The 16828-nt window shown below is 72.1% G+C and carries 17 protein-coding genes; 13 read left to right on the top strand and 4 right to left on the bottom strand.

Annotated elements, in window-relative coordinates:
• Positions 1-37: 37 nt before the first annotated feature.
• From BM288_RS00265 to der, 7 genes are read left to right on the top strand one after another with little or no spacing between them, the layout of a single operon-like run.
• Positions 38-886 (top strand): ParA family protein, encoded by an 849-nt coding sequence (locus BM288_RS00265; protein ID WP_092916097.1) that lies wholly within the window; start codon positions 38-40, stop codon positions 884-886.
• Positions 870-1787 carry a segregation and condensation protein A gene (locus BM288_RS00260; RefSeq protein ID WP_404799680.1) on the top strand — a complete coding sequence of 306 codons (918 nt, stop codon included), beginning with the start codon at positions 870-872 and terminating at the stop codon, positions 1785-1787. The genes BM288_RS00265 and BM288_RS00260 overlap by 17 nt, the downstream gene beginning before the upstream one ends.
• Positions 1780-2493: an SMC-Scp complex subunit ScpB gene (gene scpB, locus BM288_RS00255; RefSeq protein WP_092914761.1), complete on the top strand. Its 714-nt coding sequence runs from the start codon at positions 1780-1782 to the stop codon at positions 2491-2493. The genes BM288_RS00260 and scpB overlap by 8 nt, the downstream gene beginning before the upstream one ends.
• Positions 2490-3257, top strand: a complete 768-nt coding sequence (locus BM288_RS00250) for a pseudouridine synthase (protein WP_092914759.1) — start codon at positions 2490-2492, stop codon at positions 3255-3257. Before scpB ends, BM288_RS00250 begins: the two co-directional genes overlap by 4 nt.
• A gap of 40 nt (positions 3258-3297) precedes the next feature.
• Positions 3298-4377, top strand: a complete 1080-nt coding sequence (locus BM288_RS00245; RefSeq protein ID WP_318255235.1) for a prephenate dehydrogenase — start codon at positions 3298-3300, stop codon at positions 4375-4377.
• Positions 4374-5060 carry a (d)CMP kinase gene (cmk, locus tag BM288_RS00240; protein WP_092914757.1) on the top strand — a complete coding sequence of 229 codons (687 nt, stop codon included), beginning with the start codon at positions 4374-4376 and terminating at the stop codon, positions 5058-5060. The genes BM288_RS00245 and cmk overlap by 4 nt, the downstream gene beginning before the upstream one ends.
• Positions 5053-6588, top strand: coding sequence for a ribosome biogenesis GTPase Der (gene der / locus BM288_RS00235; RefSeq protein ID WP_092914755.1), 1536 nt, complete (start codon positions 5053-5055; stop codon positions 6586-6588). The genes cmk and der overlap by 8 nt, the downstream gene beginning before the upstream one ends.
• A 112-nt stretch (positions 6589-6700) precedes the next feature.
• Here the strand turns inward: der and pdxY are convergent, their stop codons facing one another.
• Genes pdxY through BM288_RS00215 form a run of 4 tightly spaced genes read right to left on the bottom strand, consistent with a single transcriptional unit; the run spans position 6701 to position 9757 of the window.
• Positions 6701-7579 (bottom strand): pyridoxal kinase PdxY, encoded by an 879-nt coding sequence (pdxY, locus tag BM288_RS00230; protein WP_092914753.1) that lies wholly within the window; start codon positions 7577-7579, stop codon positions 6701-6703.
• A 45-nt stretch (positions 7580-7624) separates the two neighbouring features.
• Complete coding sequence (locus tag BM288_RS00225; RefSeq protein WP_092914751.1) at positions 7625-8137, bottom strand: DUF2017 family protein; 513 nt, start codon at positions 8135-8137, stop codon at positions 7625-7627.
• A 50-nt stretch (positions 8138-8187) separates the two neighbouring features.
• Positions 8188-8499, bottom strand: coding sequence for an ATP-dependent Clp protease adaptor ClpS (locus BM288_RS00220; RefSeq protein WP_092914749.1), 312 nt, complete (start codon positions 8497-8499; stop codon positions 8188-8190).
• The gene (locus BM288_RS00215; protein WP_092914747.1) at positions 8486-9757 is read right to left on the bottom strand and encodes an MFS transporter; all 1272 of its coding nucleotides are present in this window, start codon (positions 9755-9757) and stop codon (positions 8486-8488) included. Before BM288_RS00215 ends, BM288_RS00220 begins: the two co-directional genes overlap by 14 nt.
• 106 nt (positions 9758-9863) lie before the next feature.
• Between BM288_RS00215 and BM288_RS00210 the strand changes: the two genes are divergently transcribed.
• The 6 genes from BM288_RS00210 to BM288_RS00185 all read left to right on the top strand — a co-directional run bounded on the left by BM288_RS00210 (position 9864) and on the right by BM288_RS00185 (position 16783).
• The gene (locus BM288_RS00210; RefSeq protein WP_092914745.1) at positions 9864-10661 is read left to right on the top strand and encodes a siderophore-interacting protein; all 798 of its coding nucleotides are present in this window, start codon (positions 9864-9866) and stop codon (positions 10659-10661) included.
• A 73-nt stretch (positions 10662-10734) separates the two neighbouring features.
• Positions 10735-12210, top strand: coding sequence for a glyceraldehyde-3-phosphate dehydrogenase (locus tag BM288_RS00205; RefSeq protein WP_092914744.1), 1476 nt, complete (start codon positions 10735-10737; stop codon positions 12208-12210).
• A gap of 93 nt (positions 12211-12303) precedes the next feature.
• Positions 12304-12795 (top strand): FBP domain-containing protein, encoded by a 492-nt coding sequence (locus BM288_RS00200; protein ID WP_092914742.1) that lies wholly within the window; start codon positions 12304-12306, stop codon positions 12793-12795.
• Positions 12796-12797: 2 nt separating this feature from the next.
• Positions 12798-14018, top strand: a complete 1221-nt coding sequence (locus BM288_RS00195; RefSeq protein WP_092914740.1) for an amidohydrolase family protein — start codon at positions 12798-12800, stop codon at positions 14016-14018.
• Positions 14011-15207 (top strand): acetyl-CoA C-acetyltransferase, encoded by a 1197-nt coding sequence (locus BM288_RS00190; protein WP_092914738.1) that lies wholly within the window; start codon positions 14011-14013, stop codon positions 15205-15207. The genes BM288_RS00195 and BM288_RS00190 overlap by 8 nt, the downstream gene beginning before the upstream one ends.
• A gap of 88 nt (positions 15208-15295) precedes the next feature.
• Complete coding sequence (locus tag BM288_RS00185) at positions 15296-16783, top strand: S10 family peptidase (protein ID WP_318255232.1); 1488 nt, start codon at positions 15296-15298, stop codon at positions 16781-16783.
• Positions 16784-16828: the final 45 nt, after the last annotated feature.

The raw sequence follows: 16828 nt of genomic DNA, 5'->3' as shown, positions 1-16828 counted from the left end.
CGAAGGCGTGAGCAACAGCACCGAGACCCTGGCCGGCATGGAGACGCCCACGCTCGGGCCCACCGGGCGTCCCGTGCGCGAGTTCCCCGTGCCCGAGCCGCTGACCAGCCACGGGCCGGCGCGCATCATCACGATGTGCAACCAGAAGGGCGGCGTCGGCAAGACCACCACCTCGATCAACCTGGGCGCGTCGGTCGCCGAGTACGGCCGCCGCGTGCTGGCCGTCGACTTCGACCCGCAGGGCGCGCTGAGCGCAGGCCTCGGCGTCGACAACCACGACTCGACGACGATCTACGACCTGCTGCTCAACCCGAAGCTCGACCCGAAGGACGCGATCCAGCAGACGAGCGTCGAGGGCCTCGACGTGATCCCGGCGAACATCGACCTCTCGGCCGCCGAGGTGCACCTCGTGAACGAGGTCGCACGCGAGCAGATCCTGCACCGCGTGCTGCGCCGCGTCGTCGACGACTACGACCTGATCCTGATCGACTGCCAGCCCTCGCTCGGCCTCCTCACCGTCAACGCGCTCACCGCGGCGCACGGCGTGCTCATCCCGCTCGAGAGCGAATTCTTCGCCCTGCGCGGCGTCGCGCTGCTGAAGGAGACCATCGAGAAGGTGCAGGACCGCCTGAACCCGGCGCTCGAGCTCGACGGCATCCTCGTGACCATGTTCGACTCTCGCACGCTGCACGCGCGCGAGGTCATGGACCGCGTGGTGCAGGCCTTCGGCGACACCGTGCTCGAGACCGTCGTGCGCCGCACGGTGAAGTTCCCCGACGCATCCGTCGCCGGGGTGCCTGTGACGCAGTTCGCCCCCGAGCACGCGGCTGCCGAGATCCACCGCCAGCTCGCGCGCGAGCTGATCGCCCGTGGCGCCATCGCCTGAGGGCGGGGCGCCTGACACCGCGGCGCCGGCTGTCGCGACGCCTGCGGCCGAGGCAGCTGAGGGCCCCGGCATCGAAGCGCCTGACGTCGAGGCGCCTGCAGCCGAGCAGACGGAGCCCGGCGGCTTCCGCCTCGCGCTCGACAACTTCGACGGGCCCTTCGACCTGCTGCTGACGCTGATCGGCAACCGGTCGATGGACGTCACCGAGATCGCGCTGAGCCGCGTCACGAACGACTTCATCGCCTACGTGCGCACGCTCGACACCTTCGAGGAGCTCGAGCAGGCGAGCGAGTTCATCGTGGTCGCCGCGACGCTGCTCGATCTGAAGATCGCCTCGCTGCTGCCCGCCGGCGACGTGGTCGACAGCGAGGACGTCGCGCTGCTCGAGGCCCGCGACCTGCTCTTCGCACGGCTGCTGCAGTACCGGGCGTTCAAGCAGGCGGCGCTCTGGATGGCCGAGCGGATCAGTGCCGAATCGACCCGCCACGCGCGCTCGGTGCGGCTCGAGGAGCGCTTCCGGCAGCGCACGCCCGAGCTCAAGTGGACCCTCTCGCCCGACGACTTCGCGGCGCTCGCGCTGCTGGCGATGACGCCGAAGGAGATCCCGACGGTCGGGCTGACGCACCTGCACGCGCCGCTCGTGTCCATCCGCGAGCAGGCGGCGCACATCGTCTCGACGCTGCGGCAGAAGGGCACCACGACCTTCCGCGAGCTGATCGCCGGGGAGGCCACGCGCGGTGTCATCGTCGCCCGCTTCCTCGCGGTGCTCGAGCTCTACCGGCACGCCGCGATCACCTTCGAGCAGCTGGAGCCGCTCGGCGAGCTCTCGATCAGCTGGACCGGCCACGACTTCCGCGACGAGGACCTCGTCGCGCTGGGGGCAGACTATGACCATGCCTGAGACCGACGCTGCGCCCGAGACAGACACGGTGACGACGGATGCGTCGGTCGACGCGGGCGCGCAGCCGGTGGCCGACGAGGCGGGCGATGCGACGTTCGAGGAGACTGCCGCGACGCGGGGTGAGGCGCAGCCCGACGAGGCGGCGGTGGTGGATCGCTCCCACCTGCCACTGGAGCGCCGCATCGAGGCGATCCTGATCGTCGCCGACGAGCCGCAGGGCGCCGTGCACCTCGCCACCGCGCTGCGCGCCCCCGTACCGGCGGTCAAGGCGGCCATCCAGTCGCTGCGGGCCGACTACGACGGCGCGGGCGAGGGGCCAGAGCGCGGCTTCGAGCTGCGCGAGGTTGGCGGCGGCTGGCGCATCTACGTGCGCGAGGCCTACGACGTCGACGCCGCAGACTTCGTGCTCACGCAGACCCCCACCAAGCTCTCGCAGGCCGCCCTCGAGACGCTCGCCGTCATCGCCTACAAGCAGCCGATCACGCGCGGCGCCGTCGCGGCCATCCGCGCCGTCAACGTCGACTCGGTGGTGCGCACGCTGCTGGGCCGGGGGCTCATCCGGGAGGCCTTCGCCGACAGCGAGACCGGCGCCATCAACTACGAGACCACCGAGCTGCTGCTGAGCCAGCTGGGCCTGAACTCGCTCGACGAGCTGCCGCCCATCTCGCCGCTGCTGCCCGATGGGGAAGAGGACGCATTCGCATGACCGATCCCAGCACCGGCGCGAATCAGGCGAGCACCGAGGGGGAGCGCCTGCAGAAGGTGCTCGCCGCCGCCGGCGTCGCCAGCCGCCGCGTCGTCGAGGACATGATCGTCGCAGGCCGCATCACGGTCGACGGCGCCGTCGTGACCGAGCTGGGCACCCGCATCCGCCCCGACGCCATGGTCACCGTCGACGGCACCGCCGTGCAGCTCGACACCACCAAGCGCTACCTCATGCTCAACAAGCCCACCGGCGTCGTCTCGACCATGAGCGATGAGCGCGGCCGGCCCGACCTGCGCGAGTTCGTCAGCGACATCCCCGAGCGGGTCTACAACGTCGGCCGGCTGGACGCCGACACGTCCGGCCTGCTGATCCTCACCAACGACGGCGACCTCGCCCACGTGCTCGCGCACCCGTCCTTCGGGGTGCAGAAGACCTACGTGGCGAAGGTGCGCGGTGCGGTCGACCAGCGCGTCATCCGCCGCCTGCTCGACGGCTTCGAGCTCGACGACGGCAGCATCCAGGCCGACGCCGCGCGGCTCATCGGCAGCCCGTCGATGGGCCATTCGATGGTCGAGCTGACGCTGCACTCCGGGCGCAACCGCATCGTGCGGCGCATGCTCGACCACGTCGGGCACCCGGTGGTCGAGCTCGTGCGGCGCTCGTTCGGCCCGCTCAACCTCGGCACCCTCCGCGCGGGGCGGGTGCGCGAACTCAGTACGATAGAGCGCGGCGCGATCCTCACACTCTCGAGGTCGGCGCCCTAGGCAGCAGCAGCCGACCCAGCCCCCGACCCAGGAGCCACCCGTGACCCACCGACTGCGCGGCCCCGTGCGCATCGTCGGCACCGGGCTGCTCGGCACCTCCATCGGCCTCGGCCTCGCCGCCCGCGGCGTCGAGGTGCAGCTGAGCGACGCCTCGCCGACCGCGATGCGGCTCGCCGCCGACTTCGGCGCCGGCCGCGTCGCCGAGCCGGGCGATGCGCCCGAGCTGATCGTGGTCGCCGTGCCGCCGGATGTCACGGCGCAGGTCGTGGCGGCCGAGCTCGAGGCGTTCCCGGATGCGGTGGTCACCGACGTCGCATCGGTCAAGGCCGTGCCGCTCGCCCAGCTGCGCGAGCTCGGCGCCGATGTCAGCCGCTACCTCGGCACCCACCCGATGGCGGGCCGGGAGAAGAGCGGTGCGATCGCCGGCACCGGCGACCTGTTCGTCGGCCGCCCCTGGGTGATCGCCGGCCACGACGGCATCTCGTACGAGCGCGGCAGCCTCGTCGACGACCTCATCCTCGACCTCGGCGCCGTGCCGATCGAGTCGACCCCCGACGAGCACGACCGCGCGGTCGCGATCGTCAGCCACGTGCCGCAGCTGGTCTCCTCGCTGATGGCCGCCCGGCTCGCCGACGCGCCGGATGAGGCGCTGCGACTGGCTGGCGGCGGCGTGCGCGACGTCACCCGCGTGGCCGCGAGCGATCCGGCGCTGTGGATCCAGATCCTGGGCGCCAACGCGCCCGCGATCGTCGAGCAGCTGCGCGCCCTGCAGGCCGACCTCGCGACGCTCGTCGGCGCGCTCGACGACCCGGAGGCATCCGGCAGCCGGAAGACGATGGCGGATGCGCTGCGTGCCGGCAACGACGGCGTCGCGCGCCTGCCGGGCAAGCACGGCACGCACACGCGCTTCACGCTCGTGCAGGTGCGCATCGACGACCGGCCGGGGCAGCTGGCGCGGCTGCTGGCCGACATCGGCGATGCCGACGTGAACCTCGAGGACGTGCGCATCGAGCACGCCGAGGGCGCACAGTTCGGCGTGGTGGAGATCACGGTGCTGCCGGAGGCCGTGCAGCGGCTGCACGAGGCGCTCGAGCAGCTCGGCTGGCAGGTGCTCGCATGAGCGGCGCTGACACGAGCGGCCGGGCGGTCGTCGTCGCGATCGACGGCCCCGCCGGCAGCGGCAAGTCGTCGGTGGCGCGCGCGGTGGCGCGCGAGCTGGGCTTCCAGTTCCTCGACACCGGCGCCGCCTACCGGGCGCTCACCTGGCTCATCCTGGAGCAGGGCGGCGACACCGACGACGAGCCGACCGTCATCGGCAGCCTGGGCGCGCTCGACTCGCTCGAGCTCACCGTCGACGCCGCCGGGCAGCGGGTGGCGATCCAGGGCCACGACGTCACCGAGGACATCCGCACCGAGCGCATCTCCGGCGCCGTCTCGGGCGTCGCCCGCACCGCCGCCGCCCGCGAGGCCGTCAACGTGCGCTTCCGCGCCATCATCGCCGCAGCGGCCCCCGGCATCGTCGCCGAGGGCCGCGACATCACCACGGTGGTCGCACCCGACGCCGACGTGCGCGTGCTGCTGACCGCCGACGAGGCCGTGCGCGTGCGCCGGCGCTTCGGCGACGTGGGCGGCGACGAGCTTCAGGTGGGCGCGCGCCTCGCGGCGCGCGACGCCTCCGATTCCCGTGTGGTCGACTTCCTCAACGCCGCGGACGGCGTGACGGTCGTCGACTCCACCCATCTCACCTTCGACGAGACGGTCGATGCGATCGTCCGGCTCGCGAGCGAGGAGCAGCATGACTGACACCCAGGGGCACGAGCCCACCGCAGACGACGTCGAGTTCGACGAGGGCGCCACGGATGCCGTGGAGACCGAGCAGGTCGAGTACGAGACCGACGAGGCGCGCGTCCAGGCGCTGCGCGCCGGGCTCGCCGGCTACGAGCTCGATGACGAGGACGCGGCGCTGCTCGACGGCGACGCGTTCGATCCGGACGCGGTCTACACGCTGCCGGCGCTGCCGGTGCTCGCGATCGTGGGGCGCCCGAACGTCGGCAAGTCGGCGCTCGTGAACCGCATCCTCGGTCGCCGCGAGGCCGTCGTGGAGGACACGCCGGGCGTCACCCGCGACCGCGTCTCCTACAAGGCGGAGTGGAACGGGCGCAACTTCACGCTCGTCGACACCGGCGGCTGGGAGCCCGACGCGCGCGGCATCGACCGCTCGGTCGCCATCCAGGCAGAGATCGCCGTCGAGCTCGCCGACGCCGTGCTGTTCGTCGTCGACGTCAACGTCGGCCCGACCTCGACCGACGAGCACGTGGTGCGCATGCTGCGGCAGTCGAAGCGGCCGGTCATCCTGGTGGCGAACAAGGCGGACGACGCCCGCCGCGACCTGGAGGCCGCGTCGCTGTGGAGCCTGGGCCTCGGCGAGCCGCTGCCGGTCTCCGCCGCGCACGGCCGCGGCGTCGCCGACATGCTCGACCTGGCCATGGAGGCGCTGCCCGAGATCTCGGCGGTCGCCAAGGAGGAGCTCGGCGGCCCGCGCCGCGTTGCACTGCTGGGCCGCCCGAACGTCGGCAAGTCGAGCCTGCTCAACAAGGCCGCGGGGGAGGAGCGCGTGGTCGTCAACGAGATCGCCGGCACCACCCGCGACCCCGTCGACGAGCAGATCGAGCTCGGCGGCCGTGTCTGGCGCTTCGTCGACACCGCCGGCATCCGCCGCCGCGTGCACCTGCAGCAGGGTGCCGACTTCTACGCCACGCTCCGCACCCAGGCGGCGCTCGAGAAGGCCGAGGTGGCCGTCGTGCTGCTCGACGTGACCGAGCCGCTCAGCGAGCAGGACGTGCGCATCATCGACCTGGTGCTCGAGTCGGGCCGCGCCCTGGTGCTGGCGTTCAACAAGTGGGACCAGCTCGACGACGACCGTCGCCGCTACCTCGAGCGGGAGATCGAGAAGGATCTCGCCCATGTCGACTGGGCGCCGCGCGTGAACATCTCCGCCCGCACCGGCCGCCACCTCGAGAAGCTCGTGCCGGCGCTCGAGACGGCGCTCGACTCGTGGGACACCCGCATCCCCACCGGCAAGCTCAACGCCTTCATCGCCGAGCTCACCGCCGCCCACCCGCACCCGCTGCGCGGCGGCAAGCAGGCACGCATCCTCTTCGCGACGCAGGCCTCGACCCGGCCGCCGACCTTCGTGCTGTTCACGACCGGCTTCCTCGACCCGCAGTACCGCCGCTTCATCCAGCGCCGCCTGCGCGAGGACTACGGCTTCGAGGGCAGCCCGATCGTCGTGAACATGCGCGTCAGGGAGAAGCGCACGCGCCGCACGTAGCCGCAGGGCAGCTGGAGATGTAGGGCGGTGTGCTCGAACACCTGCGCTGCAGGAGCAAACCGCCCTATACCTGTGAGCGCGGTCTGCGCACCTGGCGTACCCGCACGTGGGTTCAGCGCACCCGCCGCGCGGCGAACTGCATGCGCGGGTTCGCGAATGCGTCCTGCGCCTGCACGATGCGCAGCTCGCGCTCGCCCGAGTCGATCGTCGCCTGCAGCAGGTCGAACACGCTCGAGGCGGTGCGCTCGAGCGCGGTCGCGGCGGAGCCGGTCTCGCGGTAGTGGGCGGTGAACAGTGCGCTGGTGACATCGCCGGAGCCGTTCGCCTTGATCGGCAGGTGCGGCGTCTGCACGATCCAGGCGCCGGCGTCGTCGACGACCAGCATCTCGATGGTGTCGACGGCGCCACCGGCGCCGTCCTCGAGCGTCTCCCGGTCGGGTCGCAGCACGCTCGTCACGAGCACGGTGCGCGGGCCGAGGTCGCGCGCCCGGTCCGCCGACTCGAGGGTGGACTCGAGCGTGTCGGGCGAGGTCTCGGTCATGAAGCCGAGCTCGAACTGGTTCGGCGTGATGATGTCGGCGTGCGGCACGACCTTCTCGCGGATGAGCGGCGGGATCGCCGGAGCGACGAAGCAGCCGGAGTTCGCGTTGCCCATCACGGGGTCGCAGGTGAACGTCGCGGCCGGGTTCGCGGCCTTCACGCGACCCACCGCATCCACCACCACATCGACGATCTCCTCGCCGCCGAGGTAGCCCGAGAGCACGCCGTCGACGGTGCCCAGCACGCCGCGGTCCTCGATGCCGGCCACGACGGCCCGCACGTCGTCGGCGGGGATGGCCGGCCCGCCCCACGCGCCGTAGCCCGTGTGGTTCGAGAAGTTGACCGTGAGCACCGGCCACACCTCGTGCCCGATGCGCTGCAGCGGGAAGACGGCGGCGGAGTTGCCCACGTGCCCGTAGGCGACGTGTGACTGGATCGACAGGAACCTCATGCTGCGATTCTTCCACTGCAGGCGGGCTGCGTCAGCCCGGCCGGTTCACTCGAGCGCCTCCAGCAGCGTCTGCTGCGCGAAGCCGAGCCAGCTGACGACGTCCTTCAGCTGCGCGATGTCCTCGTCGGTGACGCCTGGGGTGAGCTCGCCCCTGTCCTGCCCGGTGCGCACGTGCAGCACCAGCCGCACCTCGCCCAGCGACCGCAGCCACGCATCCGCGCCCTCGGCATCGACGGTCAGTTGCAGCTCGGCCGTCTCATCCTCATCGCCCTCGGGGGGCAGCGCCGTCTCGAGGTCGGCGACCATGCGGGCCATGGTGCGGATGCGGTCGGCGGCGATGTCGGACGTGGCCAGTCGGCGGAACTCGGCCGCGTCGTCGTCGCTCTCGTACGCGCTCGGGTAGAGGCGCCGCATCACCGGGTCGTCGAGGATCGCCCGGCCGTCGACGACGGCGCGGTGCAGGCCGAGCACCTGCCTGCCGAGGTTGGCGAGCATGTCGGCCTCCTCCGGCAGCATCGCGCAGGCCGCGCCATCGCCGTCGCGGCGCCAGGCCTTCACGGTGTCGTCCTCACTGTCGCCCTCACGGTGTCGTCCTCACTGTGTGGTCCTCACTGGGCGCCCCCGGGCATCCGCTCGAGCGTCGCGACCAGGCCGTCGGCATGCAGGCCGGCCACGTGCATCTCCTGCTCCTCGCGCGCACCGTGGGCGACCACGGCTCGCCCCTCGAGCTCGGCCTGCGAGGTCAGCGCGTCGGCGCGGGCGGCGCTGTGGCCGAAGCGGCGCATGAGCACGCGCACCACGTAGGGGCGCAGTGTGACGGGGTCGTCCCAGAGCACGGTCGCCCATTCGTCGCCGGCGAGCGGGGCGGCGTCTTCGACGGCGGCAGCCTCCGCGCCGACCTGTGCGTCAGTCGCGTTCATGATGGATCACCTCGATGCCCGCGGTCGTCGGGCCGAGCACGGTCGCGACCACCGAGTGCGCGGCGGTGTCGGGCCCGCGGTCGATCGCGAGGCTCCACAGCGCCAGCAGGAACCCGGCGCTCGCGAGGCCGACGCCGAGCCAGGCGGGAGCGAGGTAGCCCAGGCCGGCGGCGATCACGGCACCGCCCAGGGCGGCGCCGAGGGCGTTGCCGACGTTGAAGGCAGCGTGGTTGGTGGCGGCGCCCAGCAGCGCCGCGTCGCCGGCGATGCGCATGATGCGCGCCTGGATGGTGGGGTTGAGCACCGAGCCGGCGCCGCCGATCAGGAACGCGAGCGCGAACAGCGCCACCGGCTGCCAGCCGAGCATCGCGAACAGCGCGAGCGAGCCGATCAGCACCGGGAAGGTGATGATGATGGTGCGGCGCATGCTGCGGTCGGCGGCCCAGCCGCCGATGATGTTGCCGACGGTCATGCCGACGCCGATGGTGGCGAGCAGCCACGCGATCGCCGACGGCGGCAGCTCCGCCACGCGCGTCACGATCTCGGCGGCATAGGAGTAGACGGCGAAGAAGCCGCCGAAGCCGATGCAGCCGACCGCGATCATCAGCCACAGCTGCGGCTTGCGGAAGGCGCGCAGCTCGCTGCGGGCGCTGCGGGTGGGGTCGCCCGGCACGCGCGGCAGCACCAGAGCGGCGAGCACGAGCGTGATGAGGAAGATGACGGCGACCGCCACGTAGGTCCAGCGCCAGCCGGCGACCTGGCCGAGCCAGGTGCCCAGCGGCACGCCGATGATGTTCGCCACCGTCAAGCCTGACATCGCGAGCGCCACGCCGGCGCCCTGGCGCCCGGGGCCCATGATGCGGGCCGCCAGCAGCGCGGCGACGCCGAAGTAGGCGCCGTGCGGGATGCCGGCGATGAAGCGCGCGAGCGTGGTGAGCTCGAAGCTCGGCATGAGGCCGCTGGCGAGGTTCGCGATCGTGAACGCCGCGGCCAGCAGCAGCACGAGCGTGCGCTGCGACAGCTTCGCCGCCCAGATCGACACCAGCGGCGCGCCCACCACGACGCCGAGGGCGTAGGCGGTGATCAGCCAGCCGGCGTGCGCGATGCCCCCGGCGGGGTCGGCCTCGAAGCCGGGCACCAGGTCGACGCCCGCGAGCGGCAGGATGCCCATGGTCGCGAACTCGGTGGTGCCGATGCCGAAGCCGCCGAGCGCGAGCGTGAAGAGCGCGAGGAACCGGCGCGGGGGAGAGAGCTGCATGCTGCCTCCAGCGTACGCGGATGCGCTGGGGCACCCGGGTTGCTACATTGGTCAGGTAAGGCTTGCCTCACTTGGGGCGCAACGACGGCAGACACCGGAGGCGGACATGGCGGGACCCGAGCGCGTCGCGGCGGTCGCACCCAAGTTCATCGAGCTCGAGGTGCTCGAGAACCAGCAGCTCTCCCCGCACATCCGCAGGGTCACGCTCGGCGGCGACGAGGTCTCGGCGATGACGCCGCAGGGCTACGACCAGTGGTTCCGCTTCTTCATGCGCCGCGACGGCCAGGACGAGCTGCGCATCCCGACGAGCCCGGCGACCTGGTTCCCGCAGTACCTGGCGATGCGCTCCTCCCAGCGCCCCTGGATCCGCAACTACACGGTGCGCGACTTCCGCCTCGAAGCGGGCGAGCTCGACATCGACTTCGTCTGCCACGAGGACCCGGGCCCCGGCGCCGCATGGGCGATGGGCGTCGAGCGCGGCGAGCGCGCCGTGCTGCTCGACGAGGGCCTGCTCTACAACGACGACGGCCAGCCCGGCGAGGTGCTGATGGTCGGCGACGAGTCGGCGCTGCCCGCGATCGCCGGCATCTGCGGCTCACTCGATGAGCGGATGCGCGGGGTCGCCATGATCGAGGTCGGTCACCGCGACGACATCCAGCCGGTGACGGCGCCGGCGGGCGTCGACGTGCGCTGGATCGAGCGCGGCGACGCCCGCGCCGGCGACGCCGCGCTCGAGGAGCTGCGCGGCCTGGCGCTGGTCGACGACCTGGGCTATGCCTACTCGGCGGGGGAGCAGGCGCTCGCGACCGGCGCCCGCCGACACCTCGTCCGCGACCGAGGCATGGACAAGCGCCGCATCACCTTCACCGGCTACTGGAAGCTCGGCAAGGCCTACGTGTCCTGAGCCGGGCGGGCGAAAGTTCCCGTGAACTTTCGCCACCGTGAGGTTGCGCGCAACCTGATGCGCCTGCGGGCCGATGGGGACGCATCCGCTTGCCTATCGTGAAGACGTGCCCACCGCATCTTCTCTGCCCGTCGACAGCGCCCACCAGGCGTGGCTCGACCGCGTCGCCCTCGCTGAGCTCGCCGTGCCGATCATCGGCCGCCTGTACCGGGAGCGCGATGTCGTCACCCACGTGCACGGCAAGAAGCTGGTGAACCAGTCGCCGATCGACATCATGAAGGCGCACAAGTGGGCCCGCCGCATCGGCGAGCACGTGCTGAGCATCGAGCAGTCGATGGCCGTGCTGCGCATCGTCGACGAGCTCGAGCTGCGCGGCATCTCGCTCGACCTGGGCCGCATCCTCGTCGACGCGCCGGCCGAGGGCTTCGAGGGGTGGGTGCGCGAGCAGCTGGCCGAGCTGCCCTCCTGGTCGCAGGACGAGCCGACCGACGTGGTGCTCTACGGCTTCGGCCGCATCGGGCGCCTGCTCGCGCGCATCCTGATCGGCCACGCCGGCAGCGGCCTCGGCCTGCGCCTGCGCGCCATCGTGGTGCGCCGCGGCGGCGAGGACGACCTCGAGAAGCGGGCGAGCCTGCTGCGCCGCGACTCGGTGCACGGCGCCTTCCAGGGCACCATCGACATCGACACCGAGGCGAACACGATCCTCGCCAACGGCACGCTCATCCAGGTCATCTACTCGGACGACCCGGCGACCGTCGACTACACGCAGCACGGCATCCAGCGCGCGATCGTGGTCGACAACACCGGCCGCTGGCGCGACCAGGACGGCCTCGCGCAGCACCTCGGCCGCCCGGGCGTCGAGCGCGTCGTGCTGACCGCGCCCGGCAAGAACCCGCTCAAGAACATCGTCTTCGGCGTCAACCACGAGACGATCGAGCCGAGCGACACCATCGTCACCGCCGCCTCCTGCACCACCAATGCGATCACGCCGGTGCTGCAGGTCATCAACGACGCGTACGGCATCGAGCACGGCCACGTCGAGACCGTGCACTCGTACACGAACGACCAGAACCTGATCGACAACTTCCACAAGGGCCAGCGGCGCGGCCGCTCGGCGGCGCTGAACATGGTGCTCACCGAGACCGGCGCCGCGAAGGCCGTCGCCAAGGCGCTGCCGGAGCTCGAGGGCAAGCTGACCGGCAACGCCATCCGCGTGCCCACGCCCGACGTGTCGATGGCCATCCTGAACCTCTCGCTCGAGCAGGACGTCGACCGCGACGCCGTCAACGAGCTGCTGCGCCGGACCTCGCTCACGGGCGAGCTGCGGGCGCAGATCGACTTCACCGACTCGGCCGAGGTGGTCTCGACCGACTTCGTCGGCAACAACCGCGCCGGCATCGTCGACGGTCTCGCGACCATCGCATCCGGCCGCCATCTGGTGCTCTACGTCTGGTACGACAACGAGTACGGCTACTCGTCGCAGGTGATCCGCGTCATCGAGCACATGGCCGACCAGATGGCCAAGGCCCGGCAGCTGCTGCCGGCCTGACACAGACTTGCCGCCGTCGGGACTCTCCTGGGTGGAAGCCCGACGGCGGCAAACCCTCTTCGCCGTGCACACGCATCCGATAGCGTCGAGCACATGCGCGAGGTGACCGAGAGCGAGCTGCGGAGCTGCTTCGTGAACGCGACGCGGCGCGAGCTCGAGCAGCTGCCGATGCCGGGGCTGCACGAGACCATCTGGGGCGAGCGCGAGTACCTCGGCTGGCGCGATCCGCGCTCGAACCGGCTCGGCTACATGGTGCACTGGCGCGGCGAGGAGCTGATCGGCGTCGTGGTGCACGGCGCGCCGGGCGGTCTGCGCCCCGGCATCGCCGCGATGTGCTCGCTGTGCCACTCGACGCAGCCCGCCACGCAGGTGCGCATGTTCAGCGCCCGGCTCGCCGGCCTCGACGGCGACACCGGCAGCTCGATGGGCACCTACATCTGCGATGCGCTGGACTGCTCGCACATCATCCGCACCGGCCCGCCGCACCTGGTCACCTCCGACCGCATCGCCGCGCGCGCCGAGTCGCTGCTCGAGCGCGTCACCCGATTCACCGGCCGCGTCGAGCGCGCCATCCGGGAGTCGTGAGGATGCGCAGGCTCACCGGCATCGCGAACGTGCGGCCCTGGGGCGAGGCCGCCGTCGACATCGTCTTCGAGGGCGATCGCATCGCGTCGGTCGCGCCGCACCGGTCCGGCGCGCTCGGCAGCCACTCGATCGGCGCCGACGTGCTCGACGGGCGCGGGCTGCTGGCGCTGCCGACGATCGTCAACGCGCACGCCCACATCGACAAGTCGTGGCTGGGGCTGCCGTGGCAGTCGTACGGCGGGGACGGCGGCACCGACGGCCGGATCCGGCACGAGCGCGCGCGTCGCGACGAGCTGGGCATCCCGAGCCTCGAGCGCACCGCCGCGGTGCTGGATGCGCACGTGCGGCACGGCACGACGGCGCTGCGCACGCACGTGGACGTCGACCTGGGGGTGCGGCTGCGCGGCATCGAGGCGGTGCGCGAGGCGGTCGCCGCGTACGACGGCGCGGTGGAGGCGACCATCGTCGCCTTCCCGCAGGACGGCGTGCTGCGCCGGCCCGGCGTGCTGAAGCTGCTCGACGCTGCCGCCGCCGCGGGCGCCGACCACATCGGCGGCCTCGACCCGGCATCGATCGACCGTGACCCGGTCGGGCAGCTCGACGGCATCTTCGGGCTCGCCGAGCGGCACGGGGTCGGCATCGACATCCACCTCCACGACGCCGCCGAGCTCGGCGCCTTCCAGCTCGAGCTCATCGTCGCCCGCACCGACCGGCTGCGCCTCGCGGGCCGCGTGAACATCGCCCACGGCTTCGCCATCGCGCAGCTGCCTCAGGCGCAGCGCCGCGACCTGCTGCAGGCCATGGGCGAGCTCGGCATCACGTTCACGACCGTGGCGCCCCTGCGCCTGCCCCAGCTGCCGCTCGCCGAATTCGACGCGGCCGGGGTGGCGTTCGCCTTCGGCACCGACGGCATCCGCGACCTGTGGAGCCCCTACGGGGACGGCGACACGCTTGCGATCGCCCGGCAGTTCGCGCGCGCCTCATCGATCGTGCGCGACGAAGATCTGCACCGCGTGGTCGAGCTCGCCACGAGCGACGCCGCCGGCTTCGTCGGCCGCGCGGTGCATGATCTCGTGCCGGGCGCTCGAGCCGACGTGGTGCTGCTCGACGCCGAGCACGCAATGGATGCGCTCGTGCGCACGCCGCCGCGGATCGCGGTCGTCGGCGGCGCACGACTGCTGCACGAATCACCGACCATCGACCAGGGAGATCACCATGGCTGACGCCTTCATCCTCGACGCGCTGCGCACCCCGCGGGGCCGCCGACGAGGCTCGCTCGCCGAGGTGCACCCGGTGCAGCTCGCCGGCGGGCTGCTGGCCGCCCTCGAGGGGCGCGGCGTCGCACCCGAGCGGATCGACGACGTCGTGCTCGGCACCGTCTCAGCGGTGGGCGAGCAGGGCGGCGTGCTCGCTCGCGCCGCCGTGCACGCAGGTGGCCTGCCCGACAGCGTGCCCGGCATGCAGGTCAACCGCTACTGCGCCTCGGGCCTGGAGGCGGTCACGACCGCCGCCGGCCGCATCGCGGCGGGCTTCGACGACCTGATCGTCGCCGGCGGCGTGGAGTCGATGTCGCGCGTGCCGCTGGGCGCCGACGGCGGGCCCTACGCGACCGACGCGACGATCCTGAAGCCCTGGAGCCTCATCCCGCAGGGCGTCAGCGCCGACGCCATCGCCTCCAAGGACGGCTTCTCGCGCGAGGACGTCGACGCCTACGCGCTGCGGTCGCAGCAGCGGGCCGCCGCCGCGTGGGACGAGGGCCGCTTCGACCGCTCGATCGTGCCGGTCTCGACGCCCGACGGCGTACCGCTGCTCGACCGCGACGAGCACATGCGCCCGGGCACGACGCCCGAGGCGCTGGCCGGGCTGGCACCGGCATTCGAGGTCTTCGGCGCCAGCGGCTTCGACGCCGTCGTGCGGCGCGAGCACCCGGAGATCCGCACGCTGCAGCACGTGCACACGGCCGGCAACTCCTCCGGCATCGTCGACGGGGCGGGGCTGGTCGTGGTCGGCAGCGGCGCCGCAGCCGACTCGCTGGGGCTCGCACCCCGGGCGCGCATCGTGGCCTCCACCTCGGTCGGCTCCGACCCGACGCTCATGCTCACGGGGCCTGTCGCCGCCACCGAGCGCGTGCTCGCCCGCGCCGGGCTCAGCCAGGACGACATCGACCTGTTCGAGATCAACGAGGCCTTCGCATCCGTCGTGCTGCACTGGCTGCGCGAGACCGGCGTCGACCCGGAGCGCACCAACGTCTCGGGTGGCGCGATCGCGATGGGGCACCCGCTGGGCGCGACCGGCGCGATGCTCATCGGCACCGCGCTGGACGAGCTCGAGCGGCGCGACCAGCAGCGGGCGCTCGTGACGCTCTGCGTGGGCGGCGGCATGGCCTCGGCGATGGTGATCGAGCGGGTCTGAGCCGCGGGGTCGGGCGCGCGGAACCGCGCGCCGTGACCCGACGCATCCGCTGCCTGCTTCGCCGAATCGGTCGGATAGTGTCGGTCGAGTGAGTGAAGACGCTTCGAAGTCCGAGTCCACGCTGCCGCCGGTCGTGCAGGAGCCGACCGTCACCGACGAGCTGGTGACCACCCGCCACACGCTGGCCACGCCCGAGGGCGAGCTGGCCTACACCGCCCGCGCCGGCCGCGTGGTGCTGTGGGAGGAGAAGGTCGAGGACGACGTGTTCAAGGGTCGCAAGGCCCGCGCGCAGGTCGCCATCACCGCCTACACGCTCGACGATGCCGACCCGACGACGCGGCCGGTGACCTTCGCCTTCAACGGCGGGCCGGGCTCGGCGAGCGTCTGGCTGCACATGGGCGTGCTCGGCCCCAAGCGAGTCGTGATGGGCGACGCGGGCGAGCTCGCGCCGCCGCCGTACGCGATCGCCGACAACCCGGAGTCACTGCTGACGGTGAGCGATCTGGTCTTCATCGACCCCGTCTCGACCGGGCGCTCGAGGCCCGTCGAGGGGCAGAAGGCGAAGGACTTCCACGGCTTCACCGCCGACATCGAGTCGGTCGCCGAGATCATCCGCCAGTGGGTGAGCGCCGAGGGCCGCTGGCTGAGCCCGAAGTTCCTGGCGGGGGAGTCGTACGGCACGACGCGCGCGGCCGGCCTCGCCCAGCACCTGCAGGAGTCGCTGGGCATGTACCTCAACGGGCTGCTGCTCATCTCGAGCGTGCTCGACTTCTCGACCGCCAACTTCGGCCGCGGCGGCGACCGCGCCCACGCGCTCTACCTGCCCTTCTACGCCGCGACGGCGTGGCAGCACGGCTTCCACGAGGGCCGCTCGCTCGAGGAGGTCGTCGACGAGGCCCGCGCCTATGCCGCGCGCGACTACCCGTACGTGCTCGGCCGCGGCAACCGGCTGACCGATGATGAGCGGGCGGATGCGGTGGGCACGATCGCGCGCCTGACCGGGCTGTCGGAGTCATACGTCGAGCGCGCGGATCTGCGCATCGAGCATTGGCGCTACTTCGGTGAGCTGCTGCGCGACCGGGGGCTGACGGTCGGCCGCCTCGACTCCCGCTTCACCGGGCCAGCGGCGAGCGGCATCGCCGAGCACATGGACGCCGACCCGTCGATGGACGCCATCCTCGGCCCGTACTCCGCCGCGTATCAGCACTACTTGCACCACGAGCTCGCTGTGCGTGACTCGGGGCCCTTCCACGTGTTCGGCCTGGGCGTCAACGAGCATTGGAGCTACAAGGAGTTCGAGAACGCGCCGGTGTTCGTGATCGACAAACTCTCGCGCGCCATGCGGCAGAACCCGCACCTGGCGGTGCACTTCGCCTACGGCTGGTTCGACGGCGCGACCCCGTTCTCGGCGGCGGAGGAGTCGGTCGCGCACCTGCAGATCCCGGATGCGCTGCGCGAGAACGTCGAGCACCGCTACTACGAGGCGGGCCACATGATGTACGTGCATGAGCCCTCTCGGGTGGCGCAGTCTGCTGATCTGGCTGACTTCGTGCGGCGGCGCTCGGGTTCCGCCTGAGGCTCGCTCGTCGGGTAGCGCCCGAAGGGTGCGGATCGAGACCCG

Origin of the sequence: Agrococcus baldri, from assembly GCA_900114805.1 — a bacterium.
GTDB classification, from domain to species: domain Bacteria; phylum Actinomycetota; class Actinomycetes; order Actinomycetales; family Microbacteriaceae; genus Agrococcus; species Agrococcus baldri.
This window is presented reverse-complemented; position numbering and strand designations above follow the sequence as displayed.

Bases quoted from the DNA above. Each gene is read 5' to 3' on its own strand.
- BM288_RS00265 (WP_092916097.1), top strand. From the start codon at position 38: ATGGAGACGCCCACGCTCGGGCCCACCGGGCGTCCCGTGCGCGAGTTC.
- scpB (WP_092914761.1), top strand. From the start codon at position 1,780: ATGCCTGAGACCGACGCTGCGCCCGAGACAGACACGGTGACGACGGAT.
- BM288_RS00250 (WP_092914759.1), top strand. From the start codon at position 2,490: ATGACCGATCCCAGCACCGGCGCGAATCAGGCGAGCACCGAGGGGGAG.
- cmk (WP_092914757.1), top strand. From the start codon at position 4,374: ATGAGCGGCGCTGACACGAGCGGCCGGGCGGTCGTCGTCGCGATCGAC.
- der (WP_092914755.1), top strand. From the start codon at position 5,053: ATGACTGACACCCAGGGGCACGAGCCCACCGCAGACGACGTCGAGTTC.
- pdxY (WP_092914753.1), bottom strand. From the start codon at position 7,579: ATGAGGTTCCTGTCGATCCAGTCACACGTCGCCTACGGGCACGTGGGC.
- BM288_RS00220 (WP_092914749.1), bottom strand. From the start codon at position 8,499: ATGAACGCGACTGACGCACAGGTCGGCGCGGAGGCTGCCGCCGTCGAA.
- BM288_RS00215 (WP_092914747.1), bottom strand. From the start codon at position 9,757: ATGCAGCTCTCTCCCCCGCGCCGGTTCCTCGCGCTCTTCACGCTCGCG.
- BM288_RS00210 (WP_092914745.1), top strand. From the start codon at position 9,864: ATGGCGGGACCCGAGCGCGTCGCGGCGGTCGCACCCAAGTTCATCGAG.
- BM288_RS00205 (WP_092914744.1), top strand. From the start codon at position 10,735: ATGGGGACGCATCCGCTTGCCTATCGTGAAGACGTGCCCACCGCATCT.
- BM288_RS00200 (WP_092914742.1), top strand. From the start codon at position 12,304: ATGCGCGAGGTGACCGAGAGCGAGCTGCGGAGCTGCTTCGTGAACGCG.
- BM288_RS00195 (WP_092914740.1), top strand. From the start codon at position 12,798: ATGCGCAGGCTCACCGGCATCGCGAACGTGCGGCCCTGGGGCGAGGCC.
- BM288_RS00190 (WP_092914738.1), top strand. From the start codon at position 14,011: ATGGCTGACGCCTTCATCCTCGACGCGCTGCGCACCCCGCGGGGCCGC.